We start from the raw sequence: 15,934 nt of genomic DNA on the forward strand, positions 1-15,934 counted from the left end.
CCGGGTCCGCACGTTCTTAGCGGGCTCGGCGCTTCAGAGTGCGGGCGTAGTCCTGGAAGCGCGCCTTCGCGATCGTGGAGCGGTCGGGCGTGCGCAGGACAATGCCCTCGGGGATGCCGGCGGCAGTGTCGTCCAGGCCGCTGAGGGTGTGCGGGAGATGCTCGGTGAGGAAGGCCTGGGTCGCTGCGAGCTCGTGCGGCAGGGCGGTTGCGTCCAGCGTGAACAGACGTGGCGTGAGCGCCAGTCCGTCGGCCACAGCGAGCTTCTGGAGGTCTTCCTCAGTGAGGAACGGCTGGTTGCCGGCCTCGCGCCAGTCCGAGAGGGCCGCGCGGGGCTGGGCCAGCAGGTCTTCGTAGCCGGTGAGGTAGACCGCGTCGAAAAGGCGGTGGCCGACTCGGCGGTCGCCGGTGTAGTTCTTGCTGGCGCCGGTGACCTTGCCGCCGTACACCTCCAGGAAGCGGACCTCGATCCGGTCGGCGGCCGGGACCGGGAGTGCGTCCGCGACCGCCCGCAGCTCCGCGACGATGCCGAGCGCCGGATTACCGATCAGGTCGCCCTTGGCATAGAGAAGTTCCTCGCGGCTGCCGAGCAGATAGGAGCCGTCCGGCAGCGTGATGATCCGCGCGTTCGTACCGTCGACCTTCTCGGTGCCGATGACCGGACCGCTGAAGCTGACGTGCTCGTCGAGCAGTCCTCCGTTGCGTGGATCCAGCGTGTGGTACGTCGGGATCGACGGGTACTTCGTCACGGAGTTCAGGTTGTCCAGGTCGCACGTGCGCAGGTCGAGCATCAGGTGACCATAGGGCGGACGGTTCGGTGGCAGCAACGCGATATTCCGGCAGGCCGGCGACAGGATCCCTTACTCGTGGGTAACATGATCTGTATGGCGACTCAGGTAGTGGAGATGTGGGGCCGGCTCAAGGGGATTCCGGGTGGGGACCGGGTGTTCTCGCGGGCGTTCACGTGGAAGGCGCCGTACTTCCGGTCGATCCGGCCGCGGTTCGTACAGGTCGGCCCGAACTACGCCTCGCTGCTGCTGCCGAAGCGGCGGGCGGTGCAGAACCACATCGGTACGGTGCATGCGATCGCGGTGTGCAACGGACTGGAGGCGGCGATGGGCGCACTGGCCGAGGCGACCGTTCCGGCCGGCAAGCGCTGGCTGCCGAAGGGCATGGAGGTCGCGTACCTTGCCAAGTCCACCACCGACCTCACCTGCTCGGCCGAGACCGACCCGGACGACTGGACCACCGGACCCGACGTACCGGTCCGCGTGAAGGCGACCCGCGACGACGGCACGGTGGTTGTCGAGGGCACCATCCACCTGTGGGTCACCGACCGGAAATAGCCGGGCGAGCGGACTGGTGCCTCACGTAACCTCGGCGAGGTGACGGATGCGCTGCGGGTGGTGGATGTTGCTGAGGAGCACCTGGACTCGGCGTGGCAGGTGCGGCAGAGGTCGTTCGGGCCTGGTGGGGACAAGGCTGAGTGGCGGAAGACTGCGCTGGAGTTCGCACAGGACGGCCGCTATCTCGGTGTTGTCGACGGAGACGAGCTGGTTGCGGCCGCGCGGATCTGGCCGTTCGAGCAGTGGTGGGGCGGTCGGCGGATACCCATGGCCGGTGTCGCCGGTGTGGTCGTCGCGCCGGAGTACCGCGGGCGTGGTGTCGCCAGCCTGCTGATGCGTGGTGTGTTGCAGCGCAGTGTGGAGAAGGGCTATCCGCTGTCGGCGCTCTACCCAGCGACCACCGTGCTCTACCGGCACCTCGGGTACGAGTTCGGCGGCGGACGGTACCGGTTCACGTTCCCGGCGGCCGATCTGCGCATGCTGGGTGGTCGGGGCGTCGCGGTGCGCAAGGCCGGTAAGGCGGATGCGCAGCTCTTCATCGAGCTGGCCTCGAAGCTGCATGAGACGCAGCGGTCCAACGGTCCGCTGATCTGGCCGCTTCGCCAGATCGAGTCCTGGCTGGAGGATGACGACAACTTCGCGTACGTCGCCGAGGACGGTTTCGTCGTCTACAACTGGTCCGACGGGGACCTGTCCATCGACGAGCTCGTGGCCGGCTCCGAAGAGACCGCCCGGGCGCTCTGGGCGACTGTCGGATCCGGTGCGTCGATCGCGAAGAGCGTGCTGGTCCACACCGCACCGACCGACCCCGTGCACCTGCTCGCCGAGCACGAGGCGGAAGCCGAGTCGCGGGTCCAGCGGTGGATGCTGCGGCTCACCGATGCGCCGGCCGCGATCGCACAGCGCGGGTACGCGGCAGGCGCCGTACTGGATCTTCCGGTGCACCTCGAGGATGCCGATCTGCCAGCAAATGCTGGGGATTGGCGGCTGTCGGTTGCGGACGGCACCGGTTCACTGGTGGCTGCCGAGCCCTCCGATGACGCGGTCCGGCTAGGTGCCCGTGGCCTGGCCGCGCTCTATGCCGGTACGCCGGTCGCTGCGCTCCGCGGAGCCGGACTGCTGTCCGGGGGATCGGCGGCGGCCGATGCTGCCCTCGACACCGCGTTCGGCGGGTCGACGGCGTACATGCTCGACTACTTCTGAGCGGGCGGCGCGTCGATTTCCCGGCTGTCCGGACCGGCCGTTAGGGTTGTCGAACAAACGTTCGGAGGTAGTCCATGCGGGTGCTCGGCGTCGACCCTGGGTTGACCCGGTGCGGTCTCGGCGTCGTCGAGGGCACACCGGGCAGACCGCCCACGATGGTCGCCGTCGGCGTGATCCGGACCCCGCCCGACCTCGACGTATCCCAACGCCTGGTGCGGATCGAGTCCGAGCTGATCGAGTGGATCACCGAGCACCGGCCGGATGCCGTCGCGGTGGAGCGGGTCTTCGCGCAGCACAACGTGCGGACGGTGATGGGCACGGCCCAGGCCTCCGGGGTGGCGATGGTGGTGGCCGCGCGCAGCGGGCTGCCGGTCGCGTTGCACACGCCGAGTGAGGTCAAGGCCGCGGTCACCGGGTCCGGGCGGGCCGGCAAGGAGCAGGTGACCACCATGGTCACCCGGATCCTGCAGCTGCCCGAGCGGCCGACACCCGCCGACGCCGCCGATGCGCTGGCGCTGGCGATCTGTCACATCTGGCGTGGTGGTGTGGCGAGCAGACTGCAGCAGGCGGCCGCCTCGCGGTCGAATGTCGAGGCCGCGGCGCAGGCGCAGTCCTGCCTGCAGGTGGCCCGGTTGCGAGCCGCCGTTGCGGCGCAGGAGGGCAAGCGATGAGTGGAGGTGCGCGGTGATCGCGTTCGTGCGTGGCCCGGTGGCGGCCATCGGAGTGGACAGTGCCGTGATCGAGGTCGGGGGAGTGGGCCTGCAGGTTCTCTGTGACCCCGGCACGCTGGCGGGGCTGCGGCCCGGTCAGGAGGCCCGGATCGCGACCTCGATGATCGTGCGCGAGGACTCGCTCACGCTCTACGGTTTCGCCGACGACGACGCGAAGAGCCTGTTCGAGCTGCTGCTGACCGCGACCGGGGTCGGCCCGAAGCTGGCGCAGGCCGCGCTCGCGGTGCTCGAGCCCGATCAGTTGCGCCATGCCGTGGCCACCGAGGACCTCGCCGTACTGGTGAAGGTGCCGGGTATCGGCAAGAAGGGCGCCCAGCGGATCGTGCTGGAGCTCAAGGACAAGATCGGTGCACCGTCGCGGACGGTGACCGGGCGGCCGCTGCAGACCCAGGATGCCTGGCGGGCGCAGGTACACGCCGGTCTGGTCGGTCTCGGCTGGTCCCCGCGGGATGCCGAGGACGCAGTCACCGCCGTGTCGCCACTGGCCGCGGACAACCCGAATCCGTCGGTTCCCGACCTGCTGCGCGCTGCCTTGCGCGCGCTCTCCAAGGCCTAGGCCATGGAGGAGAACAACGTTCGCCCGCTGGTCTCCGCGGATGCGGTGGATCTCGAGGAGCGCAAGATCGAGTCGGCGCTGCGTCCGCGCACGCTGGCCGAGTTCGGTGGCCAGCGCCGGGTCAGCGAGCAGCTCGAGCTCGTCCTGCACGCCGCCCGCGGCCGGAACCGGACACCTGACCATGTGCTGCTGTCCGGTCCGCCCGGGCTGGGGAAGACGACACTGGCGATGATCATCGCCAGTGAGCTGGCGGCCCCGCTGCGGATCACGAGCGGTCCGGCGATCCAGCACGCCGGTGACCTGGCCGCGATCCTGTCCGGGCTCAACGAGGGTGAAGTGCTGTTCCTCGACGAGATCCACCGGATGTCGCGCCCCGCCGAAGAGCTGCTCTACATGGCGATGGAGGACTTCCGGGTCGACGTGATCGTCGGCAAGGGGCCCGGGGCGACCGCGATCCCGTTGGAGATTCCGCCGTTCACACTGGTCGGGGCGACCACCCGCGCCGGGCTCCTGCCAGGGCCGCTGCGCGACAGGTTCGGCTTCACCGGGCACCTGGAGTTCTACGACGCCTCCGAGCTGGAGAAGATCGTCAACCGGTCGGCCGACCTGCTCGAGGTCGACATCACCCCGGAGGGTGCGGCCGAGATCGCCTCCCGGTCCCGCGGCACACCCCGGATCGCGAACCGGCTGCTCCGCCGGGTGCGCGACTTCGCCGAGGTCCGGGCGGACGGGATCATCACGCTGGCGCTGTCGAAGGCCGCCCTCGAGCTCTACGAGGTGGACAAGATGGGGCTGGACCGGCTGGACCGCTCCGTGCTGGACGCCTTGTGCCGGCGGTTCGGCGGCGGCCCGGTCGGCTTGTCCACGCTCGCCGTCGCCGTCGGTGAGGAGCGCGAGACGGTCGAGGAGGTGGCCGAGCCCTTCCTGGTGCGCTCCGGCTACCTGGCGCGCACGCCGCGGGGCCGGGTGGCCACCCCCGCCGCCTGGCGCCATATCGGGCTCAAGGTGCCGAAAGGTGCAACATTCGCGGACACGCTCTTCGATGACGAAGGCGAGTAACGTAAACGTGACCCGGTGTTGTGACGCACTTGTTGACGCTCAGGGTTAGACTCCCCGTTGGCCTGACCTGAGGTCATTCCGCTGCGACCTGCGCGCTTCTGCAGAGCGTGCCGGTAGCCCGTTTTCCCCGATCGACGAAGGATTCTGAGACCCGATGCAACTCCTCGCCGTACCGATGGCCTCTTCCGGGGGTGGCGGTATCACGCTGCTCATCCCGCTGATCCTGATCGTCGGAATGATCTGGTTCATGAGCCGCACGCAGCGTAAGCAGCGTGAACGTCAGGCTCAGACGGTCGCTTCCCTGGCCCCGGGTACCAAGGTGATCACCACCAGTGGCCTGGTCGGCATCGTGGAGGAGACCGACGACGACTACGTGACGCTGGAGATCTCCGACGGCGTCCTGGTCCAGGTCGTCAAGGCCGCCATCGGCCGGATCATTCCGGAAGAGGCCACCGACGAGGCTGCTGACGCCGACGAGGAGCCCGCGGCGGACAACGACCCGGTCGACGTGCCGGACGCGGGCCGTGACAAGGCGGACGGCAAGGTGCAGGACGCGCCGAAGACGCCGCCGACGCACACCGAGAACTGACCCCTCACTGACGGCCTGCGGCGCGCCCCGCGTCCACAAGACACCGGGGCGCGCCCAGAAGCACAAAGGTTGAATCTGACGTGGCAACGACGACGACATCCCGCCCCGGTCGGCTCCTGATTGCCCTGGGAGTCATCGTGGTCCTGCTGTTCGGGATCATGGCGCTCACCAAGACCTGGAAGCCCAAGCTCGGTCTGGACCTGCGCGGTGGCACCACCATCACGCTGACCGCCAAGAATCTGGCGGGCAGTGGTGACGTGACCGCTGAGCAGCTCAACGAGGCCAAGAACATCATCTCCCAGCGCGTGAACGGTGCCGGTGTCGCCGAGGCCGACATCACCACCTCGGGCAACAACCACATCACTGTGGCCGTGCCCGGCGCGACGCGGGACTCCTTGGTGGCCCAGGTCGGCCAGACCGCCTTGCTGTACTTCCGGATCGTGTACGACGCGCAGCCGGCGAACCCGATGCCGCAGCCGTCGACGACGCCGACCCCCACCGGGAAGCCCAGTGGCAAGCCGTCCACGACGCCGAAGCCGAGTACGTCGATCAAGCCCAGCGCCACCCCGAACGGCCGCGCCTGGAGCAGTGTGCTCGGCCAGGCCACGCCGACGCCCACCCCGAAGCCCAGCACCCCGAAGCCCAGCACGCCGGCGCCGAGCACTCCGCCGAGCGCCCCGGGTGCCCACAAGGGTGACCCGCTGACCTACGTTCCGGACGCAGCCGCGCAGGCGGCCTTCGCGGCGTACAAGTGCGGTGACAAGCAGGACGAGGACCCGGCCAAGCCGCAGTTCTCCTGTGACAAGGGCAAGACCTACAAGTACCTGCTCGGCCCCGCGATCCTGAAGGGCACCGACCTGTCGGACGCCTCGGCCGGGATCCCGCAGGGCGGCTTCCAGTGGCAGGTCAACCTGAACTTCACCGGTGAGGGCGGCGACAAGTTCCTCAAGGCCACTCAGAACATCTCCGCGCGCGGCGAGGGCCAGAACCTGTTCGCGATCGTCCTGGACGGCATCGCGATCTCGACGCCGAGCGTCTCGCAGCCGATCCCGGGTGGTTCGGCGCAGATCACCGGTACCTTCACCGAGACCGAGGCCCGCGACCTGGCCAACGTGCTCAAGTACGGCGCCCTGCCGGTCGCGTTCGACACGTCATCGGTCGAGACGGTGTCGCCGCAGCTCGGTGGCGATCAGCTGACCGCCGGCATCTACGCCGGTCTGGCCGGTCTCGGCCTGGTCGTGCTCTTCTCGTTCCTGTACTACCGCGGTCTCGGCCTGGTGGTGGTGGCCTCGCTGGCCGTCGCCGCGGTGCTCACCTTCGCGCTGGTGGTGCTGCTCGGCAAGGCGATCGGGTTCACCCTGACGCTCGCCGGTATCGCCGGTCTGATCGTGGCCATCGGTATCACCGCGGACTCGTTCGTCATCTACTTCGAACGACTACGCGACGAAGTGCGCGAAGGCCGCAGCCTGCGGTCGTCGGTGGAGACCGGCTGGGCGCGCGCCAAGCACACGATCATCGCAGCCGACTCGATCTCGCTGCTCGCCGCGCTGGTGCTGTACATCCTGGCCGTCGGCAGCGTCCGCGGCTTCGCGTTCACCCTCGGCCTGACCACCCTGATCGACCTGGTCGTGGTGTTCATCTTCACCAAGCCGCTGGTCACGCTGCTGGCCAAGACGAACTTCTTCGGTCACGGCCACAAGCTGTCCGGCCTGGATCCTGAACATCTCGGCGTCGAACGGCTACCGGGACACAGCGCGGGGCCCGCCCCGCGGAAGAAGACGACCGCGACGCGCAAGCCGGTCGGAGGGGAGGTCTGATGTCGAAGCTCGGACAGCTCGGGAACGCACTGCACCGCGGTGACGTCTCCTACGACTTCATCGGCAAGCGCAAGATCTGGTTCGTCGTCTCGATCGCCCTGGTGCTGATCTCGCTCGGCGGCCTGTTCGCCCGCGGCCTGGAGCTCGGGATCGAGTTCCGCGGCGGCGTGGAGTACGAGGCGAAGACCCAGATCACCAGCGGTACCGTGCAGAAGTTCACCGACGCGGTGAAGGCGACCAACATCGAGGGTCTCGGCGACCCGGTCGTCACCACCATCAACAACGAGCGGGTGCGGGTCCAGACCAAGCCGCTCAGCCAGGACGACGTCCCGAAGGTCCGGGCCGTGGTCGCCAAGGAAGCCGGGATCAGCCCCGACCAGGTGACCTCGAACCAGATCGGCGCCTCCTGGGGTAACCAGATCGCCAACAAGGCGATCTGGGCGCTGGCGGTCTTCATCCTGCTGGTGTTCTTCGTGATCTGGGCGTACTTCCGGGAATCGAAGGCCTCGATGGCCGCGATCATCGCCCTGGTCCACGACGTGCTGATCACGGTCGGCGTCTACGCGCTGATCGGGTTCGACGTCACGCCGGCCACGGTGATCGGCGTACTGACCATCCTCGGTTACTCGCTGTACGACACCGTCGTGGTGTTCGACAAGATCCGCGAGAACACCCGCGGGATCACCGGCTCGAACCGCTACACGTACTCCGACGCCACCAACCTCGCGGTCAACCAGACCATCGTGCGGTCGATCAACACCACGCTGATCGCGCTGCTGCCGGTCGGGTCGATCCTCGTGGTCGGCACCTGGGTGCTCGGCAGCGGTCCGCTGAAGGACCTCTCGCTGGCGCTGTTCGTCGGTATCGCGGTCGGTGCGTACTCGTCGATCTTCGTCGCGCCGGCGCTGCTGGCCGTCTTCAAGGAGCGCGAGCCGGGGATGCAGGCGCTGAACCGCCGCGTCACCGCGAAGAAGGCCCAGAGCCAGGGCGGTACGCCGAAGAAGAAGACCGCTGTCGAGAGCGAGCTGGTGCCGGCGGCACCGGGCGCCTCGCCGGTACAGGACCGGCCGCGGGCGACCGGCTCGGTGCCTGCGCCCGCAGCGCGACCGATGAACGCCGGCGGTGCCGGGCGGCCGCAACCGAGCCGCAAGCCGCGGTCGAAGCGCGGTAAGTGATGTCGCGGACGTTGGAGCAGGTTCTGGCCGACGGCATCCGCGACATCCCGGACTACCCGCAGGAAGGGGTGGTGTTCAAGGACATCACCCCGCTGCTGGCCGACCACACGGGCTTCGGCCAGGTGGTCCAGGCGCTGGCGGCCGCGGGACAGGATGACGACGGCAGCCCGGTGGTCGACAAGGTGGTCGGGATCGAGGCGCGCGGGTTCATTCTCGCCGCCCCGGTCGCGCTCGCCCTCGGCGCCGGGTTCGTCCCGGTCCGGAAGAAGGGCAAGCTGCCGGCGGCGACGTACGAGGAGTCGTACGCGCTGGAGTACGGCGAGGCGACCATCGAGGTGCACCAGGACGCGTTCACTCCGGGTGACCGGGTGCTGGTGATCGACGACGTACTGGCCACCGGTGGGACCGTGGAGGCCTGTCTGCGGCTGATCCGGCGCTGCGGCGCCGAGGTCGTCGGTACGGCGGTTTTGCTGGAGCTGTCGTTCCTGCCCTGGCGCGAGAAGCTCGCCTCGGAGCGCGTCACATCGCTACTATCGGTCTGAATTCGGACAAACTCTGTGTGACGGATCAATGACCCGGCGTGTTGTCCACAGGGTGTTTCTCTGCCGTTGGCCGGTGACCCCTAGACTGGTGGTCTGTCGGCGGAGGGACACAACGTGGGCGAAGACCCGGCGATGACGTCAGCGGTACCGAACGTAGTACCGCAGGAGCCCCCGCGCGCCCCGGCACCGGTGCGCCCGGCTCCCGTGTCACCGCCGCCGGCCGCCCAACCGCCGCGGATCGCCCCGGCCCGTGTCCGCGCCCGGCTCGCCCGCCTCGGCGGCACCCGGCACCCGAACCGGGCCCCCATGCTCGAGCCGCTGTTCCGGGTGGTGCGCGCGACGCACCCGAAGGCCGATCTGGCGATGATCGAGCGCGCCTACCGGACCGCGGAGAAGTACCACACCGGCCAGCTGCGCAAGAGCGGTGACGCCTACATCACGCACCCGCTCGCCGTGGCCACGATCCTCGCCGAGCTCGGTATGACGGCTCCCACGCTCTGCGCCGCGCTGCTGCACGACACGGTCGAGGACACGCCGTACACGGTGGCCGAGCTGACCAAGGACTTCGGCCAAGAGATCGCCATGCTGGTCGATGGCGTCACCAAGCTGGACAAGGTCAAGTACGGCGAGTCCGCGCAGGCCGAGACGATCCGCAAGATGGTCGTCGCGATGGCCAAGGACATCCGGGTGCTGGTGATCAAGCTCGCCGACCGGCTGCACAACATGCGCACCCTGGGCTTCCTGCGCCAGGAGAAGCAGGAGCGGATCGCCCGCGAGACGCTGGAGATCTACGCCCCGCTGGCGCACCGGCTCGGTATGAACACCATCAAGTGGGAGCTCGAGGACCTGTCGTTCTCGACCCTGCACCCGAAGGTGTACGACGAGATCGTCCGGCTGGTGGCCGAGCGAGCTCCGTCCCGCGACGAGTATCTGGCGTCGGTGATCGACCAGGTGCACGAGGACCTGCGCGCCGCCAAGGTCAAGGCGACCGTCACCGGCCGGCCCAAGCACTACTACTCGATCTACCAGAAGATGATCGTCCGCGGCCGCGAGTTCGGCGACATCTACGACCTGGTCGGTATCCGCGTCCTGGTCGAGTCCGTCCGCGACTGCTACGCGGCCCTCGGCATCCTGCACTCGCGGTGGAATCCGGTCCCCGGCCGGTTCAAGGACTACATCGCGATGCCGAAGTTCAACATGTACCAGTCGCTGCACACCACCGTGATCGGCCCGCAGGGCAAGCCGGTGGAGCTGCAGATCCGCTCGTTCTCCATGCACCGCCGCGCTGAGTACGGGATCGCCGCGCACTGGAAGTACAAGGAAGACCCGAACGCGCCGTCCCCGGAGGTGGCCGGCCCGCCGACCACCGAGATCGGCGCGCCGAACGACATGCCCTGGGTCCGGCAGCTCGTCGACTGGCAGCGCGAGACCTCCGACCCGTCGGAGTTCCTGGACTCGCTGCGGTTCGAGATCAACAACTCCGAGGTCTACGTCTTCACCCCGCGCGGCGACGTGATGTCGCTGCCGACGGGCTCCTCACCGGTCGACTTCGCGTACGCGATCCATACCGAGGTCGGGCACCGCTGTATCGGCGCCCGCGTCAACGGCCGGCTTGTGCCGCTGGAGAGCACCCTCGAGAACGGTGACGTCGTCGAGGTCTTCACCTCGAAGGCGCAAGGCGCCGGCCCCTCGCGGGACTGGCTGGCCTTCGTCAAGAGCCCGCGCGCGCGGAACAAGATCAAGCACTGGTTCTCCAAGGAGCGCCGCGACGAGGCGATCGAGCACGGTAAGGACGCGATCGCCAAGCAGCTCCGCAAGGAGGGTCTGCCGCTGCAGCGCCTGCTGTCCCACGAGACCCTGACCGCGGTCGCCAACTCACTGCGGTACCCCGATGTCACCGGTCTGTACGCCGCGGTCGGCGAGAGCCACGTGAGCGCGCAGGCCGTCGTACGGCGTCTGATCGAGACGTACGGCGGTGAGGAGGGCGCGGCCGAGGACCTGGCCGAGGGCCTGCGGTTGCCGCAGTCGCGCGAGCGGCGGAAGCGGACTGCTCGCGGCGATGCTGGTGTCATCGTCAAGGGCGCCACCGACGTGCTCTCCAAGCTGGCCCGCTGCTGTACACCGGTGCCCGGTGACGAGATCATCGGCTGGATCACCCGCGGCGCGGGCGTCTCGGTGCACCGGGCCGACTGCGCCAACGTGGAGAACCTGTCGACCCAGCCGGAGCGGATCGTCGAGGTCGAGTGGGCCCCGACGGCACAGTCGCTCTTCCTGGTCGCCATCCAGGTCGAGGCACTCGACCGGGCCCGCCTGCTCTCGGACATTACCCGGGTGCTGTCGGACTACCACGTCAACATCCTGTCCGCGGCGCTCACCACGACCCGCGACCGGATCGCCAAGTCCCGCTTCACCTTCGAGATGGGCGACCCGACCCACCTCGGCCACGTCCTGAAGGCAGTGCGGTCGGTCGAGGGCGTCTTCGACGTCTACCGGGTGACGCAGTAGCTGCACGGCTTGTGTGGCCGGGGAGACTGCAGTCATGGTCTCCTCGGGTGAGTTCGGGCGGCGCGGCCTGCTGATCGCCGGTGCCGGATTGCTGGTCGGCTGCAGTCCGTCCGGTAACTCTGCCCAGCCTTCGACGCAGCCTCCATCCAGTACGCCGCCTTCCAGCCCACCACCGCCTTCCTCCAGTACGCCGTCTGCTCCGGCGCTGCCGTCGGTGCGGCCGTGGGTGCCGGGGCCGAGTGAGGTGGCGCCGCAGGTGAAGCGGCTCGCGGTGGCTGCGGTGGTGGAGCAGTTGCAGCGAGGTGGTGCGGTGGTCGAGGTGATCGATGCCCAGTACGGCGGGATCCTGAGCAGCAGCGCGAGTGTGCTGGTGCCGTGCCGGGTGTATTCGATCAGCGACGGCCGGGTCGTCACCGGCGGTACGACGGTCGACGTCCGGCTCAGCCGGTCCGGCGACAACTGGCGAGTCACGTCGACCCATCCGGCGAACCCGGGGCCGGCGGCGGCAAGTCTGTCGGCAGTGGCCCGGCAGGTACTGGCGAACAAGCAGATTCTGTTGCCCCCGGCATCGATCGCGGATGTCCGGTCCGGGCAGGTCAGCGAGAGCGTGCTGACCGCGATGCTCGAGCTGGCGAAGACCTACCGGATCGGGGTCAGCGTGATCCGCTCCGGGCATCCGCTCAACGTGTTCGGCACCGACCGGCCGAGCGACCATCCCCGCGGGCGCGCATTCGACACCTGGCAGATCGACGGCCACGCGGTCGTGTCCCCGGACACCTCGCGGAGCCTGATCTCGTCGTACATGAAGGCTTCTGAACGCGTTGGCTCACACAACGTGGGTGGTCCGGTGGTGCTCTCCGGCGCTGCCTTCTTCTCCGACCAAACCCATCACGATCACGTCCATGCGGGCTTCCGGAGCTAGTCCCATTCCCAGGAGATGCCGAGCAGGCCGGGTTCGGTGGACGGCTCGATCAGGTGGGCGCGGCCGTCCGGGGTGAGCATCAGATCCTGTCGCAGTACGTCGGCGCCGTCGGCATGCCGATGACGGAACTCGTTCACGCGAACCGGGAGAGCGGCTCGGTCGAACTGGACTTCAAGCACGTAGTGCGTGCCGCCCCACTCGTCGAAGCGGTAGTAGTTCGATGAGGGCAAGCCGGTGAGGTCCTCGATCTCGTAGTGCACGACGGCCGTCTCGCCGGTCGCGAGGACGCGGTCGAGGAGCAGTTCGGCGAGTAGCGCGCCGGCCTCGGGAGCCCGGGCGATGCGGCCGGTCCGGCAACCGCTGAGGCCGTGGACGTTCACCTGGCCGACGTCGCAGCCCGGCTCACCTTGGTGCGCGACGATGATCCGGTCGACGGGTTGGACGGCGACGACGCACTGGGTGACGCGGCGGTACTGGACGGCGCGATCGGGGCCGTGCTGGACCTCTTCGAAGATGGTGACATTGCGGAGACGCCCATGCGCGTCCCGGCGGAGCCGATCGAGCAGTCGGCCGAGAGCCTCGGCGTACTCGACGACGGCGTACGGGCGGTGGGAAGCGACCAGGTCAGATCGGGCCGGCGGAATGCGGACGGTCAGCCAGCCGGGTGGGACCTGCAGGAGCTCCTCGAGCGCGATGATGACGGCCAGCGAGTCGTCGCGGGGGACTCGGCGGCCGCTCTGCCAGGTGCTGAGCGTGGCGATCCCGACGTGCAGGCCGCGGTCGGCCAGATGGGTGCGGATCCGGTTCAGTGCCAGGCCGCGATGGGCGATCGCCTGGCGCAGTGCCGCGGCGAACGACGTGTCCGGGGTGACGGCAGGCACCGACGATCCGGTCATGCGGCTCAGTGTAAACGTTCACAGCACACACCGATATTGCCCGGTCACGCGCTGTTCACGCCGCTTTGGTATTCACAGCGGATTTCGGTGCGGGAGTTACTTCTTGCCGGGGGTGCGGCATGTCCTGACGATGGACGGCACCACACCCCACTCAAGGAGGGTTCATGAGCAGGCTCCGCCCCCGCCGCTCCTGGTCATTGCTGCTGGCAACCGTGCTGGGACTGGCCTCGCTGGTCCCGCTGGCGCCGGTCGCCGCCGCCGCGCCCGGTAGTTACTACCTGAGCGTGACCGGTCAGGCCCAGCAGAAGACGAACTGGTGCTGGGCCGCGACCGGTAACAGCATCGCGGCCTTCTACGGTAAGAGCTATTCGCAGAACCAGTTCTGCAACCTCGCGTTCGGCTACAGCCAGAACGCCACCTGCCCGAACAACCAGGCCACGCTGGGCAACGACCAGCGCGCCTTCAACGCGATCGGGATCAGCTCCGGCAGCTACGTCTCGTCGACGCTGAGCTTCAGCACTCTCGTTACCGAGATCGCCGCCGGCCGCCCGGTGATGACGCGGATCGGCTGGAGCTCCGGTGGCGGGCACATGATGGACATCCTCGGGTACGACTCGTCCGACTCGACCATCAAGTACTACAACCCGTGGCCGGACGACCCGCGGTACAACTACTCGACGTACAACTGGTACCGGTCCAACTCGCAGTTCACCTGGACGCACTCGCTCTACCGGATCGGAGCCTGAGATGGGCGGCCTCAAGCACTTCCTGTTCCGCGCGGCCGCCGTACTGGCCGCCGGTCTCGCTCTCTCGCTGACCACCACCGCCTTCGCGAACGCAGCCGGCCCGCAGCCGGTCCCCGCGAGCGAGTTGTCCAAGGCAACCAGCGCGGCCGGTTCGCCGACCGCCCTCGGCCTGCTCTCCAAGGCCTCGGTCGTGGGGAAGTCCGCCGCCAAGGTAGCTGTGGCGCAGGAGGCCCGGCCGGTCTACGCCCTCAACCCGGCCTTCGTCCGCGACGCCTCCGCGCCGGTCGCCACCTTCTGGTACGCCGCCACCACCGCAACCCGCGGCACCGACCGCCTCACCGTGTACACGGCCCCCGACGCCAAGGGCACCTGGCAAGCCGTCAACGTGGCAACCGGTGACACGGAAGCCCGCATGTTCACCGCAGCCCGCGGCGCTCTCGTCTTCACCGAACCGCAGATCGGTGCCTGGTACGCCTTGGCCGGCGACCGGGTCCGCCCGCTCAACCAGTCCGCCACCCAGTCCATCGGCACCGCACCCATCACGGTCGCCGCCTACCAGGACCTCGTCGCCACCCGCTACGCCGACAAACTCCCCGGCAGCACCTACTCCGACAACGGCACCGCCGGCGGCTACGACACCACGACGGCCGTGGCAACCGCGGCTTCCACTCACAACTACCTCATCCCAGGTGCGGCAGCCGGCCTGACGCTCCTGCTCGCTACCGCCTTCCTCATCCGCCGCCGTACCGCCTAATCCACTACTTGATCTGATACCCGCCGGGCCAGTCTCATCCCGGCGGGTTCCAGATGTTCGATGACGAATTCGCACCAGGACCTGATTGCCGTGGGAGGACTGATTCGGTGCGCCCCTGGGAAGGCAACCAGTTGCTTGTCAGCTGAACCAAGCTGGTCGAACAGCTCGAACTGCCCAGCGCGAGGGAAGAGTTCGTCGTCCCACTGCACGTGGAACAGGACCGGGACGCTGACCCGAGGAGCGTCCCGGGCAAGCCGTGCAGCCGCGTCGACGGGGGCTGACACGGTGGGCGACTGCAGTAGCCCGTACTTGCCGAGCACTGCGCAACGCAATCGGTGATTCGCGGCGGCGACGTACGGCAGCCCGAAACGGGTCCCCATCGAGAGACCGAGATAGGCGACTCGGCCACTATCGATCAGTTGCAGGTTGGTGAGGGCGTCCAGAGTCGCGTTCCAGTCGTCCACCATGCCGTCGGTCACCGCGTCGGATCCGATCGCCGCTGGTCGGCCCATGTGCTGGCGGTCGCCGTGGAACGGGCCGTCGATGGCAACAGCAGCCACATGCCATCTGCCGGCGAACCACCGACCCAGTTCCAGTTGCCGTGCGGCCCGCTTATGCCCGCTGCCGCCGTGTCCGAGCAGCACGAGGGGATGCGGATAGTGAAGGCCTGCTGGCAGCCACAGGATGCCGGGGACGATGCCCGATTCGCGGACAAGGTTGAATCGGCGTTCGGTGACACCGCGGTCGGTCACCGGTTCGCCGATCCAGTGCAATGTGTCAGCCATCTGGTGCCTCCTTGGGGACTCGATGGGTGCCGGTGGGGTTGACGTGGAGCACGAAGCCGTGGGGTGTTGTCCATTCGATCGTTGTGGTGTCGATTCGGCGGACTTTCCATCCGGCGGCGTGCGTTTTTACCCGGTGGCCGTAGCGGCTGAGCGGTATGAGGTTCTGGGTGTTGGTTTGGCCTGGTGGGCCGAGGGGGTTGTAGGGCTGGATGTGGTCGAGGTCGATGTTGTTGGTGGTTTCGCGGGTGCCGTAGGGGAATTGTTCGGTGGGGTGGGTGAGTTTGATGTGTTCGCGGATCCGGTCGGTGA

General features: G+C 68.4%; 16 protein-coding genes and 1 pseudogene. 13 read left to right on the plus strand and 4 right to left on the minus strand.

The window, feature by feature from the left end; translation table 11 throughout:
- Positions 1-16 precede the first annotated feature (16 nt).
- Positions 17-790 carry an RNA ligase family protein gene (locus E1261_RS04480; RefSeq protein WP_132402258.1) on the minus strand — a complete coding sequence of 258 codons (774 nt, stop codon included), beginning with the start codon at positions 788-790 and terminating at the stop codon, positions 17-19.
- Positions 791-883: 93 nt separating this feature from the next.
- Between E1261_RS04480 and E1261_RS04485 the strand changes: the two genes are divergently transcribed.
- The 11 genes from E1261_RS04485 to E1261_RS04540 all read left to right on the plus strand — a co-directional run bounded on the left by E1261_RS04485 (position 884) and on the right by E1261_RS04540 (position 12,444).
- On the plus strand, positions 884-1,345 hold the full coding sequence (locus E1261_RS04485; protein WP_132402261.1) for a hotdog fold domain-containing protein: 462 nt from the start codon (positions 884-886) through the stop codon (positions 1,343-1,345).
- 39 nt (positions 1,346-1,384) lie between these two features.
- Positions 1,385-2,548, plus strand: coding sequence for a GNAT family N-acetyltransferase (locus tag E1261_RS04490; RefSeq protein WP_132402264.1), 1,164 nt, complete (start codon positions 1,385-1,387; stop codon positions 2,546-2,548).
- A gap of 74 nt (positions 2,549-2,622) precedes the next feature.
- On the plus strand, positions 2,623-3,219 hold the full coding sequence (gene ruvC, locus E1261_RS04495) for a crossover junction endodeoxyribonuclease RuvC (protein ID WP_132402267.1): 597 nt from the start codon (positions 2,623-2,625) through the stop codon (positions 3,217-3,219).
- Between the two features lie 13 nt (positions 3,220-3,232).
- A complete protein-coding gene (ruvA, locus tag E1261_RS04500) occupies positions 3,233-3,835 on the plus strand; it encodes a Holliday junction branch migration protein RuvA (protein WP_132402270.1) in 603 nt (200 codons plus the stop codon).
- A 3-nt stretch (positions 3,836-3,838) separates the two neighbouring features.
- Entirely contained in the window at positions 3,839-4,894 is a 1,056-nt protein-coding gene (ruvB, locus tag E1261_RS04505) for a Holliday junction branch migration DNA helicase RuvB (RefSeq protein WP_132402273.1), read from the plus strand.
- A 154-nt stretch (positions 4,895-5,048) separates the two neighbouring features.
- Positions 5,049-5,483 (plus strand): preprotein translocase subunit YajC, encoded by a 435-nt coding sequence (yajC, locus tag E1261_RS04510; protein ID WP_132402276.1) that lies wholly within the window; start codon positions 5,049-5,051, stop codon positions 5,481-5,483.
- An 80-nt stretch (positions 5,484-5,563) separates the two neighbouring features.
- Positions 5,564-7,300: a protein translocase subunit SecD gene (gene secD, locus E1261_RS04515; protein WP_132402279.1), complete on the plus strand. Its 1,737-nt coding sequence runs from the start codon at positions 5,564-5,566 to the stop codon at positions 7,298-7,300.
- Positions 7,300-8,475, plus strand: coding sequence for a protein translocase subunit SecF (gene secF, locus E1261_RS04520; protein ID WP_132402282.1), 1,176 nt, complete (start codon positions 7,300-7,302; stop codon positions 8,473-8,475). Before secD ends, secF begins: the two co-directional genes overlap by 1 nt.
- Positions 8,475-9,017 (plus strand): adenine phosphoribosyltransferase, encoded by a 543-nt coding sequence (locus tag E1261_RS04525; RefSeq protein WP_132402285.1) that lies wholly within the window; start codon positions 8,475-8,477, stop codon positions 9,015-9,017. Before secF ends, E1261_RS04525 begins: the two co-directional genes overlap by 1 nt.
- 132 nt (positions 9,018-9,149) lie before the next feature.
- Positions 9,150-11,522 carry a RelA/SpoT family protein gene (locus E1261_RS04530; RefSeq protein ID WP_238175998.1) on the plus strand — a complete coding sequence of 791 codons (2,373 nt, stop codon included), beginning with the start codon at positions 9,150-9,152 and terminating at the stop codon, positions 11,520-11,522.
- 34 nt (positions 11,523-11,556) lie between these two features.
- Positions 11,557-12,444, plus strand: a complete 888-nt coding sequence (locus E1261_RS04540) for a hypothetical protein (protein WP_238175999.1) — start codon at positions 11,557-11,559, stop codon at positions 12,442-12,444.
- On the opposite strand, the gene E1261_RS04545 is transcribed toward E1261_RS04540, so the two are convergent.
- On the minus strand, positions 12,441-13,340 hold the full coding sequence (locus E1261_RS04545; protein WP_132402291.1) for a hypothetical protein: 900 nt from the start codon (positions 13,338-13,340) through the stop codon (positions 12,441-12,443). The genes E1261_RS04540 and E1261_RS04545 overlap by 4 nt on opposite strands.
- Before the next feature lie 164 nt (positions 13,341-13,504).
- Between E1261_RS04545 and E1261_RS04550 the strand changes: the two genes are divergently transcribed.
- Both E1261_RS04550 and E1261_RS04555 read left to right on the plus strand, forming a co-directional pair.
- Entirely contained in the window at positions 13,505-14,086 is a 582-nt protein-coding gene (locus tag E1261_RS04550) for a papain-like cysteine protease family protein (protein ID WP_132402294.1), read from the plus strand.
- A 1-nt stretch (position 14,087) separates the two neighbouring features.
- Complete coding sequence (locus E1261_RS04555; protein ID WP_132402297.1) at positions 14,088-14,840, plus strand: hypothetical protein; 753 nt, start codon at positions 14,088-14,090, stop codon at positions 14,838-14,840.
- On the opposite strand, the gene E1261_RS04560 is transcribed toward E1261_RS04555, so the two are convergent.
- Positions 14,837-15,625: a dienelactone hydrolase family protein gene (locus E1261_RS04560; RefSeq protein ID WP_132402300.1), complete on the minus strand. Its 789-nt coding sequence runs from the start codon at positions 15,623-15,625 to the stop codon at positions 14,837-14,839. The genes E1261_RS04555 and E1261_RS04560 overlap by 4 nt on opposite strands.
- A pseudogene (locus E1261_RS45110) lies at positions 15,618-15,934 on the minus strand (hypothetical protein); the annotation flags it as partial. The gene E1261_RS04560 and the pseudogene E1261_RS45110, both read right to left, overlap by 8 nt.

Source organism: Kribbella albertanoniae (assembly GCF_004348455.1).
Classification (GTDB): Bacteria; Actinomycetota; Actinomycetes; order Propionibacteriales; family Kribbellaceae; genus Kribbella; species Kribbella albertanoniae.

Coding starts and splice junctions, on each gene's coding strand:
- E1261_RS04555 (WP_132402297.1), top strand. CDS start 14,088: ATGGGCGGCCTCAAGCACTTCCTGTTCCGCGCGGCCGCCGTACTGGCC.
- yajC (WP_132402276.1), top strand. CDS start 5,049: ATGCAACTCCTCGCCGTACCGATGGCCTCTTCCGGGGGTGGCGGTATC.
- E1261_RS04530 (WP_238175998.1), top strand. CDS start 9,150: ATGACGTCAGCGGTACCGAACGTAGTACCGCAGGAGCCCCCGCGCGCC.
- secF (WP_132402282.1), top strand. CDS start 7,300: ATGTCGAAGCTCGGACAGCTCGGGAACGCACTGCACCGCGGTGACGTC.
- E1261_RS04525 (WP_132402285.1), top strand. CDS start 8,475: ATGTCGCGGACGTTGGAGCAGGTTCTGGCCGACGGCATCCGCGACATC.
- E1261_RS04485 (WP_132402261.1), top strand. CDS start 884: ATGGCGACTCAGGTAGTGGAGATGTGGGGCCGGCTCAAGGGGATTCCG.
- E1261_RS04560 (WP_132402300.1), bottom strand. CDS start 15,625: ATGGCTGACACATTGCACTGGATCGGCGAACCGGTGACCGACCGCGGT.
- E1261_RS04540 (WP_238175999.1), top strand. CDS start 11,557: ATGGTCTCCTCGGGTGAGTTCGGGCGGCGCGGCCTGCTGATCGCCGGT.
- ruvC (WP_132402267.1), top strand. CDS start 2,623: ATGCGGGTGCTCGGCGTCGACCCTGGGTTGACCCGGTGCGGTCTCGGC.
- ruvB (WP_132402273.1), top strand. CDS start 3,839: ATGGAGGAGAACAACGTTCGCCCGCTGGTCTCCGCGGATGCGGTGGAT.
- E1261_RS04480 (WP_132402258.1), bottom strand. CDS start 790: ATGCTCGACCTGCGCACGTGCGACCTGGACAACCTGAACTCCGTGACG.
- E1261_RS04550 (WP_132402294.1), top strand. CDS start 13,505: ATGAGCAGGCTCCGCCCCCGCCGCTCCTGGTCATTGCTGCTGGCAACC.
- E1261_RS04545 (WP_132402291.1), bottom strand. CDS start 13,340: ATGACCGGATCGTCGGTGCCTGCCGTCACCCCGGACACGTCGTTCGCC.